This is a genomic window from Serratia sp. root2, from assembly GCF_031931805.1.
Lineage (GTDB): Bacteria > Pseudomonadota > Gammaproteobacteria > Enterobacterales > Enterobacteriaceae > Serratia > Serratia inhibens.
Window position 1 is genome coordinate 56,192 of sequence record NZ_JAUJXB010000002.1, and the last position, 19,383, is coordinate 75,574.

The window sequence follows — 19,383 nt, forward strand, 5'->3', positions numbered from 1 at the left end:
GCCTCCTGATTCTTGAATTCTACCGCGCCGTTTGGCCCCGCAGCAGAGGGGCCAAGCAACGTCAGTCCCAGAAATCCTGCGCCGGATCCACGACCGGTCTGACAATGCCGGTGCGGATAGTGAAATCGCCAAAACCTTCGCCCGCAGTGCGCTCTTTCGCCCAGCGACCAACCAGTTGGTCGATCTCCTTGAGAATTTCTTCTTCATTAATATTTTCACGGTACATGCGCGGAATGCGCGTACCTTCGCGGTTGCCGCCCAGGTGCAGGTTATAACGGCCAATTGCCTTGCCCACCAGGCCCAGTTCCGCCAGCAGCGCGCGGCCGCAACCGTTCGGGCAGCCGGTGATGCGCAGCACGATGTGTTCGTCACCCACGCCGTGCCGATGCATGATCCCTTCCACCTTGGTAACAAACTCCGGCAAGAAACGTTCGGCCTCCGCCATCGCCAGCGGGCAGGTAGGATACGACACACAGGCCATCGAGTTTTTACGCTGTTCGCTGATCCCATCATCGATCAGACCATGATCGCGCGCCAGGGCTTCGATCTTCGCCTTCTCGCTTTCCGGCACGCCGGCAACGATCAGGTTCTGATTGGCGGTCAGGCGGAAATCCCCCTTGTGAATCCGGGCAATCTCGGCGATACCGGTTTTCAGCGGACGGCCCGGATAGTCCAGCAGGCGGCCATTTTCAATAAACAGCGTCAGGTGCCATTGGTTATCAATGCCTTTTACCCAACCGATACGATCGCCACGGCCGGTAAATTCGTACGGGCGGATAGGTTCAAAGGTAATGCCGGCGCGTTTTTCCACTTCGGCGCGGAAGGTATCCACACCGACGCGTTCCAGCGTGTATTTGGTTTTGGCGTTCTTGCGATCGGTGCGATTACCCCAGTCGCGCTGGGTGGTCACCACCGCTTCGGCCACCGCCAGCGTGTGTTCCAGCGGGATGTAACCGAACTCGCTGGCCTGGCGCGCATAGGTTTTTTTGTTGCCGTGTTCAATCGACAGGCCACCGCCCACCAGCAGGTTAAAGCCCACCAGCTTGCCGTTCTTGGCGATCGCCACAAAGTTCATGTCGTTGGCGTGCAGATCGACGTCATTCTGCGGCGGGATCACCACCGTAGTCTTGAATTTACGCGGCAGATAGGTCGCACCGAGGATTGGCTCTTCGTCGGTGGTCGCCACTTTTTCCTGATCCAACCATACTTCCGCATAAGCGCGAGTACGCGGCAACAGATGCTCGGAGATTTTCTTCGCCCACTCGTAAGCTTCCTGATGCAGCTCGGATTCCACCGGATTCGAGGTGCAAAGCACATTGCGGTTCACGTCGTTGGCGGTAGCCAGCGCGTCCAATCCCAGGCGGCCCAGCAGTTGATGAACCGGCTTGACGTTGCCCTTCACAATGCCGTGGAACTGGAAGGTCTGACGGTTGGTGATGCGAATGCTGCCGTACAGCGTGCTTTCCTGCGCGAACTTATCGATGCCCAACCATTGCTGGGGGGAAATAATCCCTCCCGGCAGACGGCAGCGCAGCATCATCGCATGACGCGGTTCCAGCTTCTGCTCGGCGCGCTCGGCGCGGATATCACGGTCGTCCTGCTGGTACATGCCGTGGAAACGGATCAGCAAGAAGTTGTCGCCGTTGAAACCGCCGGTCAGGCCGTCCTTCAAGTCTTCGGCGATGGTACCGCGCAGGAAGTTGCTTTCTTTCTTCAAACGCTCGGCATCGGTCAGTTTGCCTTCGACCACCAGAGGCCCCGGGTGTTTATCACTCATCAGTAAACATCTCGCTGATAACGGCGCTCAAGGCGCAGCTCGCTTAAAAATTCATCCGCCAGCTCGGTATCCATGCCACCGTGCTCGGCCACCAGTTCCAGTAATGTGTTTTCCACGTCTTTCGCCATGCGGTTCGCATCGCCACAGACGTAAATGTGCGCGCCTTCCTGAATCCAGCGCCACACTTCCGCACCCTGTTCGCGCAGTTTGTCTTGTACGTAGACTTTATGTTGTTGGTCACGTGACCAGGCCAAATCAATGCGGGTCAGCAGACCCTCTTTGACATAGCGCTGCCATTCAACCTGATACAGGAAATCTTCAGTGAAGTGCGGGTTGCCGAAGAACAACCAGTTCTTGCCGCCGGCACCCTCGACGTCACGCTGTTGCATAAAGGCGCGGAACGGCGCGATACCGGTGCCAGGGCCAATCATGATCACCGGGGTTTCCGGGTTGGCCGGCAGGCGGAAGTTGTCGTTATGCTCAATGAAAACCCGTACGTCGCCATCTTCTTCCAGGCGATCGGCCAGGAAGCTGGAAGCACCGCCGGCGCGGGCGCGGCCATCGATGTCGTAACGTACGACGCCAACGGTGACGTGCACTTCGTTTTCGGTCTCAGCCTGCGAGGAGGCGATGGAATACAGACGTGGCGTCAACGGGCGCAGCAGGCCGATCAACTGCTCGGCGCTGAGATCCGCCGGTGCCTGGCGCACCATGTCGACGATCGGCGTATTGTGCGCGTAATGCTGCAACGCAGTTTTATCCGCCAACAGGCCAATCAATTTTTCGTCACGCGACAACGCGGCATATTTGTCGACAATCGGCGTGGTGTTTTGCGTCAGCTCGAAGTGGCTGCGCAACGCTTCGGCCAACGGCAGGGTTTTGCCTTCCACTGCCACCGGCTCATCGCCTTTCAGCCACAGCAACTGAACCAGTTCGTCGACCAACGCGGGATCGTTATCAAACCATACGCCCAGCGCATCACCCGGTTTGTAGCGCAGGCCGGAATCGCCCAGATCGATCTCGATGTGGCGTACGTCTTTATCGGAGCCACGGCCGGTGATTTTTTGCTTCACGGCCAGTTGCGCAGTCAGCGGCTGTTCCTTGCTGTACGGGCTGCTGTCGAGCAGGTCAACCGCTCCGCTGGCAAGCTGGCCCGGTGCGACGTTTTCTGCCGGCGCACGCGCTTTCAGCACATCTACTACCTGCTTGCGCCAGGCCGTGGCCAGTTCCTGGTACTCCACATCGGCGTCAATGCGTTCTACCAGACGTTCGGCGCCCAGTTCGGCCAGCTTGCCGTCGAAGTCTTTACCGGACTGACAGAAGTTCTCGTAAGAAGTGTCCCCCAGCCCGAAGACTGCAAACGCCGTCTCGTTGAGTTTGGGTGCTTTCTTCGAGAACAGGAATTTATGCAGCGCAACCGCCTCTTCCGCCGGCTCGCCCTCCCCCTGCGTGGAGGCAACGATCACCAGCAGACGCTCCTGGGCGATCTGCTTGAACTTGTAGTCGCCGGCGTTCACCAAAGTGACGCTCAGCTTGGCGGCCAGCAGATCGTCACGCAGCTGCTCCGCCAGGCGGCGCGCATTGCCGGTCTGGGACGCGGAAATTATCGTGATGCTGGCGGCAGCGGATGCAGCCGGCGCAATGGCTACGGCTCCAGGTTGTTGGTTAACCATTCCCCAGAAATAGCCTGACAGCCACGCCAGCTGCGTCGGTGAATATTCACCAATCGCCGCCTGCAGGCGCGCCAGTTGTTCGGGCGTCAGCGGGAGCAAAGATGTTGGAGGAGCCTGAGTCGTCATTGCTGTACTTATTTCCTTACTTATAGCCTATGAATTTCAAGCTGCAGCCAGGCGGCCAACTCGCTCATCCCCAATCGCTTACTTAGATAAGTAACCGGGGTGAGTGAGTGCAGGTAACAACGCTGCAGTTTGAAAGGCAACGGGTATGGCACCTATCCAGCCAGGTGCTCGCCAGTGTCAGTCGCTGTCTTTTCGTTCAGTCCGGGGTCGTGAAAAGATCAGGAGATTTTGTAAGGTTACCGAGCACAATAGCAACGATTAAATAAGGGATAGCAATAAATAATAACCAAAATGACTAAGCAGTTTTTCTGGTAAGGGATAACGGTTAAAACGCTAAAGAGCGTTTTTTATCTTGTTGATAATAAATCCCTTTTTTTGACGTTTTTTGAATGAATCGCATTTACCGCTGATTACCCCATCCGATAGGTGCTGCGCGGACCAAACAAAAAAAGTGTTAACGCCGGTTAAAGGGTGCACAGGTAGACTAAAGCGGTATAAATGGCAAGCAGGCGCACTTTCCGGTACTATGCGGCGGTTTTTGAGTCAATGAGGCCGTAATAATGGCAACCACGCTGTTTAAAGATTTTCAGTTTGAAGCCGCACACCGTTTGCCGCATGTGCCGGAGGGCCATAAATGCGGCCGTCTGCACGGGCATTCGTTTATGGTGCGTCTGGAAGTGACCGGTGAAGTGGATGCGCACACCGGATGGGTGATGGATTTCGCCGAGCTTAAAGCCGTGTTCTCCCCGATCTGGGAGCGCCTGGATCACCATTATCTGAACGATATTCCAGGATTGGAAAATCCCACCAGCGAAGTGCTCGCCGCCTGGATCTGGCAACAGCTTAAACCCCAGCTGCCGGAACTGAATGCGGTCATGGTGAAAGAAACCTGCAGCGCGGGATGCGTCTATAAAGGTTGAAGAAAGGGCGCTTTATAGCGCCCTGAATTTTAAGCAATATTCAAATACTTATGCGTCTGCATCGACAGGCGCCAGTTGCGCGCGATGCAGGTTTCAATGCACAGGCGGGTCGCCTCTTCTTTCTGACTGATCGGTTGCAGCGCGATAATCCGCGGTTTTTCATCGTGCAGCGTCGCCAGCAGCGCATCCAGCGCTTCAATATCACGCTCGCGTCCAACCGGATGCTTCACCTCATCCGCACGCCGCAAAGCCTGATCCAATACCTTCATGCCGCCGCGCATATTCACCTTGGGGGAAACCGTCACCCAGGTTTTCGCCGAGCACCGGACCTCATGGGTACCGCTGGTTTCAATTTGGCAGCCATAGCCGTTGTCTTCCAGCAGTTGGGTCAGCGGGGTCAAATCGTAAATACACGGCTCGCCGCCGGTGATCACCACGTGACGTGCGGTATAGCCCTGCTGACGGATAACCGCAAGCAGTTGCTCCGCACTGGCGCTGCCCCAGGCGTCGCTCTCTTCGGTTTTTACCAGGATCCGCTGCATATCCACTTCCCGATTGGCTTCCTTTTCCCAGGTATGTTTGGTATCGCACCAGCTGCATCCTACCGGGCAGCCCTGCAGGCGGATAAAAATGGCCGGAACGCCGGTAAAAAAGCCTTCGCCCTGCAAGGTTTGGAACATTTCATTAATCGGGTACTGCATCGGTTTCTCAATCAGGATAGGAAAAAAGCGATTATCTCAGATTACGGCCCGGCAACCAAACCGGCTAAATTGTATTAAATTTTATCTTCTGCACGTAGCTCAGCCTATCCCACCGCCTATCTGCTTAATTTATTACGTTTATCGGCGTCAGCCGCCGCATTGGCGATGCATCCTGCGGCGTAAAAACAACATACAGATAACAAATCAGACAAATATATTTGACATGAACCGCCGCGGCGCAGATGTATATACAGGCAAGCACAAGCCGGGCATCAGTTCCGGCAGTACATCCACCAATATCACATCTGCGTTTAGAGGGTGCCATGGCTCATTCCACCGAGTTGAATATTCAGCAGGCCATCGACGACAGCAAATTCTCGCTGTTTCATTGGACCTTGATCATTTTGGGATTCCTGATCCTTGCCATCGATGGCTTTGACACTGCGGCAATGGGTTATATCGCCCCTTCAGTCGCCAAAGATTGGGGAATTGTGAAACAGGATCTCGGTCCGGTGCTGAGCGCCGCGCTGCTGGGGTTGTCACTCGGCGCACTGGTGGCCGGGCCAATCTCCGATCGCATCGGCCGCAAGCGGGTGTTGGTGTTTTCGTGCCTGTTCTTCGGCCTGTCCAGCCTGGCCACCGCCTATGCCGGCTCGCTCAACAGCCTGACGCTGTGGCGCTTTCTGACCGGGCTGGGCCTGGGCGCAGCGATGCCGAACGCCATCACGCTCATTTCCGAATATGCGCCGCAGCGCTGCCGTTCGATGGCGATTAACACCATGTACTGCGGTTTCCCGCTGGGCGCCGCCGGCGGCGGCGCCATCTCATCATGGCTGATCCCGGCCTATGGCTGGCACAGCGTGCTGCTGCTGGGGGCAATAGCTCCGCTGATCCTGACGGTATTATTGATCCTGTTCCTGCCGGAATCGGTGAAGTACATGGTGAACCGCGGCAAGGATGCGATGAAAATCAGGCGCATCGCCCAACGGTTTGTCAGCCAGAATATTGATAACGTCACGCGTTTCTATCTGTATGAAGAGAAGCTGGCTCAGTCAAAAACCAGCGTCGGCCTGCTGTTCACCCGTCCTTATCTGATCGGCACACTGATGCTGTGGCTGACCTACTTCATGGGGCTGGTGATTTATTACGTTCTGCTGAGCTGGATGCCGATCCTGATGCAGGGGCTGGGTTACCCGCTTGAACAGTCGGCCATTCTGACCTCGCTGTTCACCTTCGGCGGCACCCTGGGCATTCTGGTGGCCGGCTGGCTGATGGACCGCTGGAACGCCCATAAAGTAGTGTCGAGCGGTTTTGTCATTACCGCCCTGCTGATTGTGGCGATGGCGACCGAGGACAGCCATATCGTGCTGCTGGGTGCCTTTATCTTCCTGATGGGTATCACCATGAACGGCGCGCAATCCGGCCTGCAAACGCTGGCCGCCACCTTTTACCCTACCCACAGCCGCGCCACCGGTATCGCCTGGATGCAGGGCATCGGCCGCTTTGGGGGCGTTGCGGGCACCATGATGGGCGCGCAATTGCTGGCCATGCACTGGGAAGTGCAAAGCATCCTGATGTTCCTGTGCGTGCCGGCGTTGATCGCCGCCATCGCTACGGTATTCAAAATGACCCGAAAAGTGGCGCTGCAACCGGCAGCATAAGGCTGACGCCCGCCATGATGGGATATATTCATGTGTCCCATCATGGTGAGCATTTTGCTTTCATCGATATGATTTTTTTATCACCGCCACAAACTTGTAATGGGCATGTAAAATTATTGTGATTTAACGCTCAAAAATGACCCATTTTTAATTCATTTTTGTTGAATAGCTCACTGTTCTCCTGCGCCAACCTAATGACCCAAGCCCCAAAAACAAAATCATCTATTTGATAATAAACATAAATAACTTTCTCTTATGCCATTTAAGCCGTTCACTGGTCAGTGTTGCATATGCTTGTACATACAAGTATATGTTAATAATCCCTACGCATTGTTATGGCGTGGTGATTAACCCCACCGCGTTATGGAATCTGCACCGATACTGTTTGAGGAAAATGCTGTGACTGCAAATAACAAAGTTCGCCATGTCGATGTACGCGCGCCACGCGGCACACAATTAAATGCAAAAAGCTGGCTGACCGAAGCGCCGCTGCGCATGCTGATGAACAACCTCGATCCTGAAGTAGCGGAAAACCCGCATGAACTGGTGGTGTACGGCGGTATTGGCCGTGCCGCGCGTGACTGGGATTGCTACGACAAAATTGTCGCCACCCTGAAAACGCTGGAAGACGACGAAACGCTGCTGGTGCAATCCGGCAAGCCGGTCGGCGTATTTAAAACCCACAGCAACGCGCCGCGCGTGCTGATCGCCAACTCCAACCTGGTGCCGCATTGGGCCACCTGGGAACACTTTAACGAACTGGATGCCAAAGGCCTGGCCATGTACGGCCAGATGACCGCCGGTAGCTGGATCTACATCGGCAGCCAGGGCATCGTGCAGGGTACTTACGAGACCTTCGTGGAAGCCGGCCGCCAGCATTACGACGGCAGCCTGAAAGGCCGCTGGGTACTGACCGCAGGTCTGGGCGGCATGGGCGGCGCTCAGCCACTGGCTGCCACGTTGGCCGGTGCCAGTTCGCTGAACATCGAATGCCAGCAGAGCCGCATCGATTTCCGTTTGAAAACCCGCTACGTCGATGAACAGGCCAAGGATCTGGACGACGCGCTGGCACGCCTCAAGAAATACACCGCCGAAGGCAAAGCCATCTCCATCGCCCTGTACGGCAACGCAGCGGATATCCTGCCGGAATTGGTGCGCCGTGGCGTGCGTCCTGACATGGTCACCGACCAGACCAGCGCTCATGACCCGTTGAACGGCTACCTGCCGAAGGGCTGGAGCTGGGAAGAATACCGCCAGCGCGCACAGACCGAGCCTGCGCAGGTAGTCATCGCCGCCAAGCAATCAATGGCCGAACACGTGGAAGCCATGCTGGCCTTCCAGAAGATGGGCGTGCCGACCTTCGACTACGGCAACAACATCCGCCAGATGGCGAAAGAAATGGGCGTCAGCAACGCCTTCGACTTCCCGGGCTTCGTGCCGGCCTATATTCGCCCGTTGTTCTGCCGCGGCGTAGGCCCGTTCCGCTGGGCTGCGCTGTCCGGCGATCCGCAGGACATCTACAAAACCGACGCTAAAGTTAAAGAGTTGATCCCGGATGACGAGCATCTGCACCACTGGCTGGATATGGCGCGCGAGCGCATCAGCTTCCAGGGGCTGCCGGCGCGTATCTGCTGGGTCGGTCTGGGCCAGCGCGCCAAGCTGGGCCTGGCGTTCAACGAGATGGTACGCAGCGGTGAACTGTCTGCGCCGATCGTGATTGGCCGCGATCACCTGGACTCCGGCTCGGTTTCCAGCCCGAACCGCGAAACCGAATCGATGAAAGACGGCTCAGACGCCGTATCCGACTGGCCGCTGCTCAACGCCCTGCTGAATACCGCCAGCGGCGCGACCTGGGTTTCTTTGCACCACGGCGGTGGCGTCGGCATGGGCTTCTCGCAGCATTCCGGCATGGTCATCGTTTGCGACGGCACCGATGAAGCCGCCGAGCGTATCGCCCGCGTATTGCATAACGATCCGGCTACCGGTGTCATGCGTCATGCCGATGCCGGTTACGACATCGCCATCGAATGCGCCCGCGAGCAGGGCCTGAACCTGCCGATGGTCGCCGCCACCCAAGGAGGCAAAGCATGAAAGCGCTGACTATTCGCCCAGGCCAACTGACGCTGGCGCAACTGCGTGAGGTTTATCAACATCCGGTTAGCCTTCAGCTTGACGACAGCGCCTACGCCGACATTCAGCAAAGCGTCGCCTGCGTAGAACGCATCGTCGAGGAAAACCGCACCACTTACGGCATCAATACCGGTTTCGGCCTGCTGGCATCCACCCGCATCGCCCGTGAAGATCTGGAAAACCTGCAGCGTTCGATCGTACTGTCCCACGCCGCCGGCGTTGGCGCACCGACCGACGACAACCTGGTGCGCCTGATCATGGTGCTGAAAATCAACAGCCTGTCGCGCGGCTTCTCCGGCATCCGTCTGGAAGTGATCCAGGCGCTGATGGCGCTGGTGAATGCAGAAGTTTATCCGCACATTCCATTGAAAGGCTCCGTTGGCGCCTCCGGTGACCTGGCGCCGCTGGCTCACATGAGCCTGGTGCTGCTGGGTGAAGGCAAGGCCCGTTATCAGGGCGAATGGCTACCTGCCACCGAGGCGCTGGCCAAAGCGGGCCTGAAGCCGCTGACGCTGGCCGCCAAAGAAGGCCTGGCGCTGCTGAACGGCACCCAGGTTTCCGCCGCCTTTGCCCTGCGCGGCCTGTTCGACGCGGAAGATCTGTACGCTGCGGCTACGGTCACCGGCAGCCTGACGGTGGAAGCCGCTCTGGGTTCACGCAGCCCATTTGACGCGCGTATCCATGCGGTGCGCGGCCAGCGTGGCCAGATCGACGCCGCCGCCGCCTACCGCCATCTGCTCGGCGAACGCAGCGAAGTGTCCGATTCGCACCGTAACTGCGAGAAAGTGCAGGATCCTTATTCCCTGCGCTGCCAGCCGCAAGTCATGGGCGCCTGCCTGACGCAGATCCGCCAGGCCAGCGAAGTGCTGGAGATCGAAGCCAACGCGGTGTCCGACAACCCGCTGGTGTTCGCCGAGCAGGGCGACGTGCTGTCCGGCGGTAACTTCCATGCCGAACCGGTAGCCATGGCCGCCGACAACCTGGCGTTGGCGTTTGCCGAAATCGGCTCGCTGTCCGAACGCCGTATCTCGCTGATGATGGATAAACACATGTCGCAGCTGCCGCCCTTCCTGGTGGACAACGGCGGCGTAAACTCCGGCTTTATGATAGCCCAAGTGACCGCCGCGGCGCTGACCAGCGAGAACAAGGCGCTGGCCCACCCGGCCAGCGTCGACAGTATCCCGACCTCCGCCAACCAGGAAGACCATGTCTCCATGGCGCCTGCCGCAGGCCGCCGCCTGTGGGAAATGGCGGATAACGTTCGCGGCATTTTAGCCGTCGAGTGGCTGGCCGCCTGTCAGGGGCTGGATCTGCGCAAGGGCCTGAAAACATCGGAAGCCCTGGAGCAGGCGCGCCGCACGCTGCGTGAACACGTCAGTTACTACGACAAGGATCGTTTCTTCGCCCCCGACATTGAAGCCGCCAGCCTGCTGTTGGCGGCCGGTCATCTGACATCGCTGATGCCAGCAGCGCTGCTGCCTAGCCAGGCATAAATAAAACCTACCACGCAGTTTGTTCTGTCCCACCGGGTGCGTTCCACCCGGTGCGGATAGCGCGTGCCTGTTCGGCAATAAAAACTCAACGGGAAGCAACATGCGTAACGAAACAACACAACTCAGACGCGGATTAAACGCGCGGCATATCCGCTTTATGGCACTCGGCTCAGCCATAGGTACCGGCCTGTTCTACGGCTCTGCCGGGGCGATCCAACTGGCCGGTCCGGCCGTGCTGCTGGCTTATCTGGTCGGCGGCGCGGCGGTGTTTATGGTCATGCGCGCGCTGGGTGAAATGGCGGTGCATCAACCGGTTTCCGGTTCGTTCGGCCACTACGCGAGCCACTATCTTGGCCCGCTGGCCGGTTTCCTCACCGGCTGGACCTATACCTTCGAAATGGTGATCGTCGCCCTGGCGGACGTCACCGCGTTCGGCATCTATATGGGGCTGTGGTTCCCGGATGTCGCCCAGTGGGTGTGGGTGCTCAGCATTATCATGTTTATCGGCGCGCTCAACCTGTGCAGCGTAAAAGTGTTCGGCGAGATGGAGTTCTGGCTGTCGCTGATCAAGGTCGCGGCTATCGTGGCGATGATCGTCGGCGGCGCGGCGGTGATGCTGTTTGGTTTCGGCCAGACCCAGCATGCTACCGGCTTTAGCAATCTGTGGCAGCACGGTGGCTTTATGCCTAACGGCATCGGCGGCGTGATCGCTTCGCTGGCGGTAGTGATGTTCGCTTTCGGCGGCATTGAGATCATCGGCATCACCGCCAGCGAGGCGAAAGACCCAGCGAAGGTATTGCCGAAAGCGATCAATGCGGTACCGGTGCGTATCCTGCTGTTCTATGTGCTGACGCTGCTGGTGCTGATGGCCATCTATCCGTGGAACAGCATCGGCCAAAACGGCAGCCCGTTTGTGGAGATCTTCAGCAATCTGGGCATCAGCTCCGCCGCCAACGTGTTGAACGTGGTGGTGATCACCGCCGCCATTTCCGCCATCAACAGCGACATCTTCGGCGCCGGCCGCATGATGTACGGCATGGCGCAGGATGGTCAGGCGCCGAGAAGTTTCTCCAAACTGACCGCCAACGGCGTGCCCTGGATGACGGTGCTGGTGATGTCTGTCGCCCTGCTGCTGGGCGTGGTGCTTAACTACCTGATGCCAAAACAGGTGTTTATGATCATCGCCTCCATCGCTACCTTCGCTACCGTCTGGGTGTGGCTGATGATCCTGCTGTCGCAGATCGCCATGCGCCGTACCCTGTCGCCGCAGGAGGTCAGCAAACTGAGTTTCCCGGTTCCCTGGTGGCCGATAGCGCCGGCGCTGGCAACAGTGTTCATGCTGTTCGTCATTGGCCTGCTCGGCTACTTCGAGGATAGCCGCATCGCCCTGTACGTCGGGCTGGTGTGGGTGGCTTTCCTTACCCTGGCATACTGGTTGTGGGTGCGTAAAAAAGGCGGGGGTTCACCCGTCACGACCTCACCGCAGTATTAACGCTTAAACCCGCCACAGGCGGGTTTTTTATCACACCTGCGCCAGCGCCTGTTCGATATCGGCGCGCAAATCTTCTATGTCCTCCAGGCCCGCCGACAAGCGAATCAGCCCGTCGCTGATATGATGGCGCTGCCGCTCTTCGGCGCTGTAGGCAGAGTGGGTCATGCTGGCCGGGTGTTGCGCCAGGCTTTCACAGTCACCCAAACTGACCGCTCGCAGTATCAACCGCAGCGCATTGAGGAAGTGGATGCCCGCCGCCATGCCGCCCTTGAGCTCGAACGCCAGCATACCGCCCGGCCGCGTCATCTGTCGCTGCGCCAATGCGTACTGCGGGAAGGTTTCGAGGCCGGGATAGTCAACCCGCTCCACCGCCGGATGTTGCGCCAGCATCTCCGCCAGCCGTTCGGCGTTGTCGCAGTGGCGTTCCATGCGAAGCGGTAGCGTCTTCAGACCACGCAGCAACAGTGCGGCATCCTGCGCCGACAATACAGCTCCGTTCATATCCTTCAGTCCCACCAGCCGGATATTCTGCGCCAGATCCTGAGTGGTCACCACCAATCCCGCCAGCAAATCCCCGTGGCCACCGATATATTTGGTGGCGGAATGCACCACGATGTCCGCCCCGAGCGCCAACGGCTGTTGCAGATAGGGCGTGCAATACGTGTTGTCCACCAGCAACAGCGCCTGCTGCCGATGGGTAATCTCCGCCACGGCGGCGATATCGATCAACCGCATATTGGGGTTGGCCGGCGTTTCGCAGTACACCAAACGGGTACGTGGACCTATGGCTGCGGCCAGTTTTTCCGGCCGCGTCAGATCGACGTGCGTAATCTTGACGCCAAAACGCGCCAGACCCTGATGAAAATAGCTGAAAGTGCAGCCATAGATGGTTTCATCGACGATCAACTCGTCTCCCGGCGCCAGCAGCGTCCAGCAACAGGCGGTTATCGCCCCCATGCCGGAAGAAAACGCCACCGCCGCCTCCCCGCCCTCCAGATTGGCTATCCGCTGTTCCAGCAGGTTTAGCGTCGGGTTGGCGATACGCGAATAAAAATAGCCCGGCTCACTGCCGGCAAAGCAGGCACCGCCGTATTCCGCCGTGGGGAAGGCAAAGGTCGAACTCATAAAGACCGGTGGGCAAAGCGCCCCCAGATATTGCTGGGGATCGTAGCCGTGGTGGATCGCACGTGTGGCAAAGGCGTGCCGGATAGTGGCAGACATAACAGCTCCTTACCTGATTGAGTAAAAACAATTCCCGTTATTCAACAATGGTGTCAGGCGGCAACGTGCCGGTACGTATGCGCCCACCGATGATTTGCAAGGTACGCAGCACCAACATCAGGCCCAACAAGGTATCCGGCTGACGCAATAAGGCATACAGCGAACGAAAATGGGCAGGCCGCGGATCCAGCTGCAGTTCCGTGTGCGCCATCCGCAACGCCATGCCACCTTCCCATCCTACGGCTACGACGCCTTCAAATAGGCCGGCCAGCTTTTCCACCAGCGCGTTATCCGCAATATCCACCCCATCTGACAACAGCGACAGCAGATCGACCACGTTATCGAGCCGCCCGCCGGCCAGCAGCGGTTCCAGCTTCTCCAGCAATGCCGTCAGGGATTCATTTTCAGGTGAGTTCATCAGTCGCCCTCGTTATATCAGCCCGCGGACCGTCGCCCAATACAGACCGCGGTTAAACCCGTTGCGCAGCATACCTCCCACCTTGGTCGGCGGCGTCGGCAGCACATCATGTCGGTAGTCATAAACCAGCGGCATACCGGCATGCAGCCCCATCTGGGCGATTGCCTGCACCTTGCCGTCGTAGTGGCTGACGGTTTGACCCAGCCTCAGTTCAGCCACAATGTTATCGGCAATCACCGGAGCCTGATTGTGGCAGGAGCCGCCGGCCTTGCTGACCGGGAGATCCACGGTATCGCCGATCACATATACTCCCTGCTGGCCGTACACCTGCAGCGTCTGGTGATCGGTCGGCAACCAGCCTTCTCCATTTTTAATATCGCTCAGCCCGGTATTGCGTACCGCTTCGACCGCACGGATCGGCGGCGTGGCCATCAGTATGTCGAACGGCTGCTCCTCGCCTTCGGCGGAGTACGCTATTTTCCGTCGCTCATCCACCCTGCTGAGGGTAAAGCCACGCTGATGGCGGATATCGCGTGCCGCAAATATGGCAGGCAGCGCTTCACCGGTAGGGCGCTGCAAGAACAGGCAATTACGCAGTAACTGGGAAATTGTCGGATAGGTGTAAACGATTTCCACCGCCTTGCGCACACCGCGCCGCCGCAGATAATCATCCAGCATCAGGGTAGTTTCTATCGGCGCAATGCCGCATTGATGCGGTACGTTGGGCGTTTCAGGGAAGGAAACGGTAATAAAGATGCGGCCTTTTTCGATCGTCGCCAGCTTTTGCGCCAACTGCCGGGCAGCCTGATATTGATAGAAATGATCCCCCGCCTGCGCTAACCCCTCGATACGCTCAGGCCAAGGTACGCAACCGGTGGCAAACACCAGGAAATCGTACGCATACTGTTTGCCGCTGCGGGTATGGATCACCCGCTGAGATAAATCGAACCGCTCCGCTTTATCAACGACAAACTTAATTTCCGGGCTCAGCAAACTGTGTTGCGGGCGTATTAACTCCTGTTTGAAAAAGGCGTTAAATGCCACGTACATAAATGCCGGTTTATAATAATGAATCGGAGAGTCCGAAATCATTAATAACTCAACTTTATTATTCACTATCTCCCGATGCAATTTAGTGGCCAGTAAATTGGCCAATATCGTCCCACCGGTTCCACCGCCGACAATCACAATCCTGTTCCGCATCAAGACCTCTCCCAGCCACCCATAGGGTAGCTATTCTGCCAAGAAACTCACGGAGGCAGGAAAACGGGTAATAGCTCTGCCTTACAGGCAGTCTAGTAACTAAAAGATATAAAGCAATTAAAAATGGAATTTATAAACAGGAATTTTATTATTATAATTAAATTATAGAGTTAAAAATCACCATTAAAATATTAATTCAACACCAATAAATAACACATTATAAATCCCGTAAATCATGAATGCTGAAAAACGGCGATAAAAAAACCCGCCGCAGCGGGTTTTTATTTAGCAACGAACCAAGCCGTTATTACTGACCTTTAACTTCTTTCAGGCCATTGAACGGTGCGCGGTCGCCCAACGCTTCTTCGATACGGATCAGTTGGTTGTATTTAGCAACGCGGTCAGAACGGCTCATGGAACCGGTTTTGATCTGGCCAGCCGCAGTACCTACCGCCAGGTCGGCGATGGTTGCGTCTTCGGTTTCACCTGAACGGTGAGAGATCACCGCGGTGTAGCCTGCGTCTTTCGCCATCTTGATAGCAGCCAGAGTTTCGGTCAGAGAACCGATCTGGTTGAATTTGATCAGAATGGAGTTAGCGATGCCTTTATCGATGCCTTCTTTCAGGATCTTGGTGTTGGTAACGAACAGGTCGTCGCCCACCAGCTGGATTTTGTCGCCCAGCACTTTGGTCTGGTATGCGAAACCAGCCCAGTCAGATTCGTCCAGACCATCTTCGATGGACACGATTGGGTACTGTTTGGTCAGGTCTTCCAGGAAGTGAGTGAACTCTTCGGAAGTGAAGGCTTTGTTGCCTTCGCCGGCCAGAACGTATTTACCGTCTTTGTAGAACTCGGAAGCTGCACAGTCCATCGCCAGGGTCACGTCTTTGCCCAGCTCGTAACCTGCCGCTTTTACCGCTTCTGCGATAACAGCCAGCGCTTCGGCGTTGGAACCCAGGTTTGGCGCGTAGCCGCCTTCGTCACCGACAGCGGTGTTCAGGCCTTTGGCCTTCAGCACTTTCGCCAGGTGATGGAACACTTCAGAACCGATGCGAACGGCTTCTTTCAGGGTCTTCGCGCCAACAGGCTGAATCATGAATTCCTGAATGTCGACGTTATTGTCAGCGTGCTCGCCGCCGTTGATGATGTTCATCATAGGCAGTGGCATAGAGAATTTGCCTGGGGTGCCGTTCAGTTCAGCGATGTGCTCATACAGCGGCATGCCTTTGGAGGCAGCAGCCGCTTTGGCAGCAGCCAGGGAAACCGCCAGAATGGCGTTTGCACCGAATTGGGATTTGTTTTCAGTGCCGTCCAGGTCGATCATGATCTTGTCGATGTTAGCCTGGTCTTTGGCATCTTTACCCAGTACTGCCTGAGCAATCGGGCCGTTTACTGCAGCAACGGCTTTCAGTACGCCTTTACCCAGGAAACGAGACTTGTCACCGTCACGCAGTTCCAGTGCTTCACGGGAACCGGTAGAAGCACCTGACGGCGCAGCAGCCAGACCTACGAAACCGCCTTCCAGATGCACTTCGGCTTCAACAGTCGGGTTACCGCGGGAGTCGATGATTTCACGACCGATGACTTTAACGATTTTGGACATTAGGTTTTCCTCAGTACAAGTTAAACTAAAACTCCAGACAAACAACGCGCGGTTCTCACCGCGCGCCGCTTACCAAATATTTTATTTCACCTGGCGCTTCTGGTGCTCGCCAGCGGCCTTCACAAAACCGGTGAACAGCGGATGACCATCACGCGGCGTTGAAGTAAATTCCGGGTGGAACTGACAAGCTACAAACCACGGGTGATTCGGCAGTTCAATAATCTCAACCAGCTTGTTGTCTGCAGAACGGCCGGCAACACGCAGCCCGGCGGCTTCGATCTGCTTCAACAGCATGTTGTTGACTTCATAACGGTGGCGATGACGTTCAACAATGGTCGGTTCGCCGTACATCTGGCGCACCAGGCTATTGTCGGTCAGGTGGCATTGCTGGCCACCGACACGCATCGTGCCGCCCAAATCGCTTTCTTCAGTGCGCACTTCAACGTTGCCGTCTTCGTCACGCCATTCGGTGATCAACGCGACTACCGGATACTTGCAGTCTGGCACAAACTCGGTTGAGTTGGCGTTCTCCATACCCGCTACGTTGCGGGCGAACTCCATCAGCGCCACCTGCATACCCAGGCAGATGCCCAGATAAGGGATGTTGTTTTCACGCGCATAACGCGCGGTCATCACCTTGCCTTCTACGCCACGGTAGCCAAAGCCGCCCGGGATCAGAATCGCGTCCAGACCTTTCAGCACTTCCACACCGCGGGTTTCGACATCCTGCGAGTCGATCAGCTTGATGTTCACGGTCAGACGATTTTTCAGGCCGCCGTGTTTCAAGGCTTCAATCACCGACTTATACGCATCCGGCAGTTCGACATATTTGCCCACCATACCGATGGTCACTTCGCCGCCCGGATTGGCTTCTTCGGAAATCACCTGTTCCCATTCGATCAGGTTAGCTTCCGGTGCATTGAGGCTGAATCGTTTACAAATATAATCGTCCAAGCCCTGAGATTTCAAGAGGCCTGGGATTTTATAAATAGAATCAACGTCTTTCAGAGAGATAACCGCTTTTTCCGGCACGTTGCAGAAAAGTGCGATTTTCGCGCGTTCGTTAGCAGGAACGGTGCGATCAGAACGGCAAATCAGCACATCAGGCTGAATACCGATAGAAAGCAGCTCTTTTACGGAATGCTGGGTAGGTTTGGTTTTCACTTCACCGGCGGCGGCCAGGTACGGCACCAGCGTCAGGTGCATGTACAGGGTGTGCTCACGGCCCACTTCGACCGCCATCTGACGGATGGCTTCCAGGAACGGCAGCGATTCGATATCGCCGACGGTACCGCCGACTTCCACCAACACCACGTCGTGGCCTTCGCCGCCTTCGAGGATGCGTTCTTTGATCGCGTTGGTGATGTGCGGGATAACCTGTACGGTGGCACCCAGGTAGTCGCCACGGCGTTCTTTACGCAGAACGTCGGAGTAAATGCGACCCGTGGTGAAGTTGTTGCGGCGCGACATTTTGGTGCGGATGAAGCGCTCGTAGTGGCCCAAATCCAGATCGGTTTCTGCCCCGTCTTCGGTGACGAAAACTTCCCCATGCTGAATCGGGCTCATGGTGCCCGGATCCACGTTGATGTACGGGTCCAGTTTCATGATGGTAACGTTGAGGCCACGGGCTTCAAGAATAGCCGCCAGAGAGGCTGCGGCAATGCCTTTACCCAGAGAGGATACGACCCCGCCGGTCACAAAAATATAATTAGTTGTCATGCTGAACCTGAGAGTTTAGGTTTAAAGACGATGGAAGTACCAAGACGGGAAAGTAGTATACCCGAACCTCTTCAGACCTACAAACGATCGTTTTACTGTCCATCATCTCTGTCACCACCGGGAGTTCATCAGGGTTTAATCCGTCGGCACCTTGCTTACTGCCTTTTTAAAACAATGAGTTAGCATGGAAAATTTTCTTTTACCGCCCTTTCATGACAATAAAACGCCTTAAATTTCAGTTTGTTGGCATTTTATTGCCGATCTCTCGTCGTTCAGCAAACCAGGGCTCAAGCTTAACCGTTTCAGCTTGAGCGAACCTTGTCGCCGATCAACATTGCGACCCGCATCGAACAACTTTAGGACAACGCCGCCCGGAATTAGTTTTCCTGACGTTTAACCTGTTGCCAGGCCTCTTCCATCTGTTCCAGCGTAGCCTCTCCCATCTGCAGCCCGCGCTGTTTGACAATCTCTTCCACCTGCCGGAAACGGCGTTCGAACTTGCGGTTGGCCGCCTGCAGCGCGTTTTCCGCCTTGTGCCCGAGATGGCGCGATAAATTCACCGTAGCAAACAGCAAATCGCCAATTTCTTCTTCCAGCTTTTGTTCGTCGACCACCGCTTGCCGGGCTTCGTGCATGACTTCGTCGATCTCTTCGTACACTTTGTCCAGTACCGGCCCCAGGGTATGCCAGTCGAAGCCGACCGAGGCGCAACGCTTCTGGATTTTGTGCGCCTTCATCAGCGCCGGTAACGCCTGCGGGATATCATCCAGCGCCGAATGCAGTTCTTTCTCTGCGCGTTCGCCGGCCTTCAACTGCTCCCAGCGCGCCGCAACGGCTTCGCTGTCTGTTGCATCGGCATCGCCGAAAATATGTGGGTGGCGTCGTTCCAGCTTATCGCTGATGGCGTTGCACACGTCATCGAAGTCGAACAACCCTTGCTCCTGGCCCATCTGGGCGTAAAACACCACCTGGAACAGCAGATCGCCCAACTCGTCGCGCAGATCGGCGTAGTCCTGACGCTCAATGGCGTCCAGCACTTCGTAGGTTTCTTCCAGCGTGTAGGGCGCGATGGTGGCAAAGGTTTGCTTACGATCCCACGGGCAGCCCGCTTGCGGATCGCGCAGTGTTTTCATGATGTTCAGTAAGCGTTGCAGCGGAAAAGAGGGGGTCATATTGGCATCTCTGACAAAAGGACGGGCACGGATTATTATGCCCTATAGTATGAATACCCCATGGATTTCGAGTC

Annotated in this window: 14 protein-coding genes; 5 read left to right on the top strand and 9 right to left on the bottom strand. The window is 56.6% G+C overall.

All coding sequences use genetic code 11. The features are described from left to right. Positions 1–61 precede the first annotated feature (61 nt). Both cysI and cysJ read right to left on the bottom strand, forming a co-directional pair. A complete protein-coding gene (gene cysI / locus QZQ97_RS14010) occupies positions 62–1,777 on the bottom strand; it encodes an assimilatory sulfite reductase (NADPH) hemoprotein subunit (RefSeq protein ID WP_311993969.1) in 1,716 nt (571 codons plus the stop codon). Next, positions 1,777–3,576, bottom strand: a complete 1,800-nt coding sequence (cysJ, locus tag QZQ97_RS14015) for an NADPH-dependent assimilatory sulfite reductase flavoprotein subunit (protein WP_311993970.1) — start codon at positions 3,574–3,576, stop codon at positions 1,777–1,779. Before cysJ ends, cysI begins: the two co-directional genes overlap by 1 nt. A 560-nt stretch (positions 3,577–4,136) precedes the next feature. On the opposite strand from cysJ, the gene queD reads away from it, so the two are divergent. Further along, positions 4,137–4,496, top strand: a complete 360-nt coding sequence (gene queD, locus QZQ97_RS14020) for a 6-carboxytetrahydropterin synthase QueD (protein ID WP_311993971.1) — start codon at positions 4,137–4,139, stop codon at positions 4,494–4,496. 29 nt (positions 4,497–4,525) lie between these two features. On the opposite strand, the gene queE is transcribed toward queD, so the two are convergent. After that, the gene (gene queE / locus QZQ97_RS14025; protein WP_311993972.1) at positions 4,526–5,197 is read right to left on the bottom strand and encodes a 7-carboxy-7-deazaguanine synthase QueE; all 672 of its coding nucleotides are present in this window, start codon (positions 5,195–5,197) and stop codon (positions 4,526–4,528) included. Positions 5,198–5,520: 323 nt separating this feature from the next. Between queE and QZQ97_RS14030 the strand changes: the two genes are divergently transcribed. The 4 genes from QZQ97_RS14030 to QZQ97_RS14045 all read left to right on the top strand — a co-directional run bounded on the left by QZQ97_RS14030 (position 5,521) and on the right by QZQ97_RS14045 (position 11,973). Beyond that, positions 5,521–6,858, top strand: coding sequence for an MFS transporter (locus QZQ97_RS14030; RefSeq protein WP_311993973.1), 1,338 nt, complete (start codon positions 5,521–5,523; stop codon positions 6,856–6,858). Positions 6,859–7,257: 399 nt separating this feature from the next. Further along, positions 7,258–8,949 carry a urocanate hydratase gene (hutU, locus tag QZQ97_RS14035; protein ID WP_311993974.1) on the top strand — a complete coding sequence of 564 codons (1,692 nt, stop codon included), beginning with the start codon at positions 7,258–7,260 and terminating at the stop codon, positions 8,947–8,949. Continuing rightward, a complete protein-coding gene (hutH, locus tag QZQ97_RS14040) occupies positions 8,946–10,481 on the top strand; it encodes a histidine ammonia-lyase (protein ID WP_311993975.1) in 1,536 nt (511 codons plus the stop codon). The genes hutU and hutH overlap by 4 nt, the downstream gene beginning before the upstream one ends. A gap of 100 nt (positions 10,482–10,581) precedes the next feature. Next, positions 10,582–11,973: an amino acid permease gene (locus QZQ97_RS14045; protein WP_311993976.1), complete on the top strand. Its 1,392-nt coding sequence runs from the start codon at positions 10,582–10,584 to the stop codon at positions 11,971–11,973. A gap of 30 nt (positions 11,974–12,003) precedes the next feature. Here QZQ97_RS14045 and QZQ97_RS14050 read toward each other — a convergent pair whose 3' ends face one another. The 6 genes from QZQ97_RS14050 to mazG form a co-directional block, all read right to left on the bottom strand. Next, a complete protein-coding gene (locus tag QZQ97_RS14050; RefSeq protein WP_311993977.1) occupies positions 12,004–13,194 on the bottom strand; it encodes a methionine gamma-lyase in 1,191 nt (396 codons plus the stop codon). Positions 13,195–13,231: 37 nt separating this feature from the next. Continuing rightward, complete coding sequence (locus QZQ97_RS14055; protein ID WP_311993978.1) at positions 13,232–13,612, bottom strand: hypothetical protein; 381 nt, start codon at positions 13,610–13,612, stop codon at positions 13,232–13,234. Between the two features lie 12 nt (positions 13,613–13,624). After that, on the bottom strand, positions 13,625–14,815 hold the full coding sequence (locus tag QZQ97_RS14060) for an NAD(P)/FAD-dependent oxidoreductase (protein WP_311993979.1): 1,191 nt from the start codon (positions 14,813–14,815) through the stop codon (positions 13,625–13,627). Positions 14,816–15,122: 307 nt separating this feature from the next. Continuing rightward, complete coding sequence (gene eno / locus QZQ97_RS14065; protein WP_004950218.1) at positions 15,123–16,418, bottom strand: phosphopyruvate hydratase; 1,296 nt, start codon at positions 16,416–16,418, stop codon at positions 15,123–15,125. A gap of 81 nt (positions 16,419–16,499) precedes the next feature. Beyond that, positions 16,500–18,137 (bottom strand): glutamine hydrolyzing CTP synthase, encoded by a 1,638-nt coding sequence (pyrG, locus tag QZQ97_RS14070; protein ID WP_006317667.1) that lies wholly within the window; start codon positions 18,135–18,137, stop codon positions 16,500–16,502. 377 nt (positions 18,138–18,514) lie between these two features. Beyond that, entirely contained in the window at positions 18,515–19,309 is a 795-nt protein-coding gene (gene mazG, locus QZQ97_RS14075) for a nucleoside triphosphate pyrophosphohydrolase (protein WP_311993980.1), read from the bottom strand. Positions 19,310–19,383: the final 74 nt, after the last annotated feature.

Excerpts from the sequence above, each read along its gene's own strand:
- queE (WP_311993972.1), bottom strand. The coding sequence starts at position 5,197 with ATGCAGTACCCGATTAATGAAATGTTCCAAACCTTGCAGGGCGAAGGC.
- cysI (WP_311993969.1), bottom strand. The coding sequence starts at position 1,777 with ATGAGTGATAAACACCCGGGGCCTCTGGTGGTCGAAGGCAAACTGACC.
- queD (WP_311993971.1), top strand. The coding sequence starts at position 4,137 with ATGGCAACCACGCTGTTTAAAGATTTTCAGTTTGAAGCCGCACACCGT.
- cysJ (WP_311993970.1), bottom strand. The coding sequence starts at position 3,576 with ATGACGACTCAGGCTCCTCCAACATCTTTGCTCCCGCTGACGCCCGAA.
- QZQ97_RS14050 (WP_311993977.1), bottom strand. The coding sequence starts at position 13,194 with ATGTCTGCCACTATCCGGCACGCCTTTGCCACACGTGCGATCCACCAC.
- QZQ97_RS14055 (WP_311993978.1), bottom strand. The coding sequence starts at position 13,612 with ATGAACTCACCTGAAAATGAATCCCTGACGGCATTGCTGGAGAAGCTG.
- QZQ97_RS14060 (WP_311993979.1), bottom strand. The coding sequence starts at position 14,815 with ATGCGGAACAGGATTGTGATTGTCGGCGGTGGAACCGGTGGGACGATA.
- eno (WP_004950218.1), bottom strand. The coding sequence starts at position 16,418 with ATGTCCAAAATCGTTAAAGTCATCGGTCGTGAAATCATCGACTCCCGC.
- hutH (WP_311993975.1), top strand. The coding sequence starts at position 8,946 with ATGAAAGCGCTGACTATTCGCCCAGGCCAACTGACGCTGGCGCAACTG.
- QZQ97_RS14030 (WP_311993973.1), top strand. The coding sequence starts at position 5,521 with ATGGCTCATTCCACCGAGTTGAATATTCAGCAGGCCATCGACGACAGC.
- pyrG (WP_006317667.1), bottom strand. The coding sequence starts at position 18,137 with ATGACAACTAATTATATTTTTGTGACCGGCGGGGTCGTATCCTCTCTG.
- mazG (WP_311993980.1), bottom strand. The coding sequence starts at position 19,309 with ATGACCCCCTCTTTTCCGCTGCAACGCTTACTGAACATCATGAAAACA.
- QZQ97_RS14045 (WP_311993976.1), top strand. The coding sequence starts at position 10,582 with ATGCGTAACGAAACAACACAACTCAGACGCGGATTAAACGCGCGGCAT.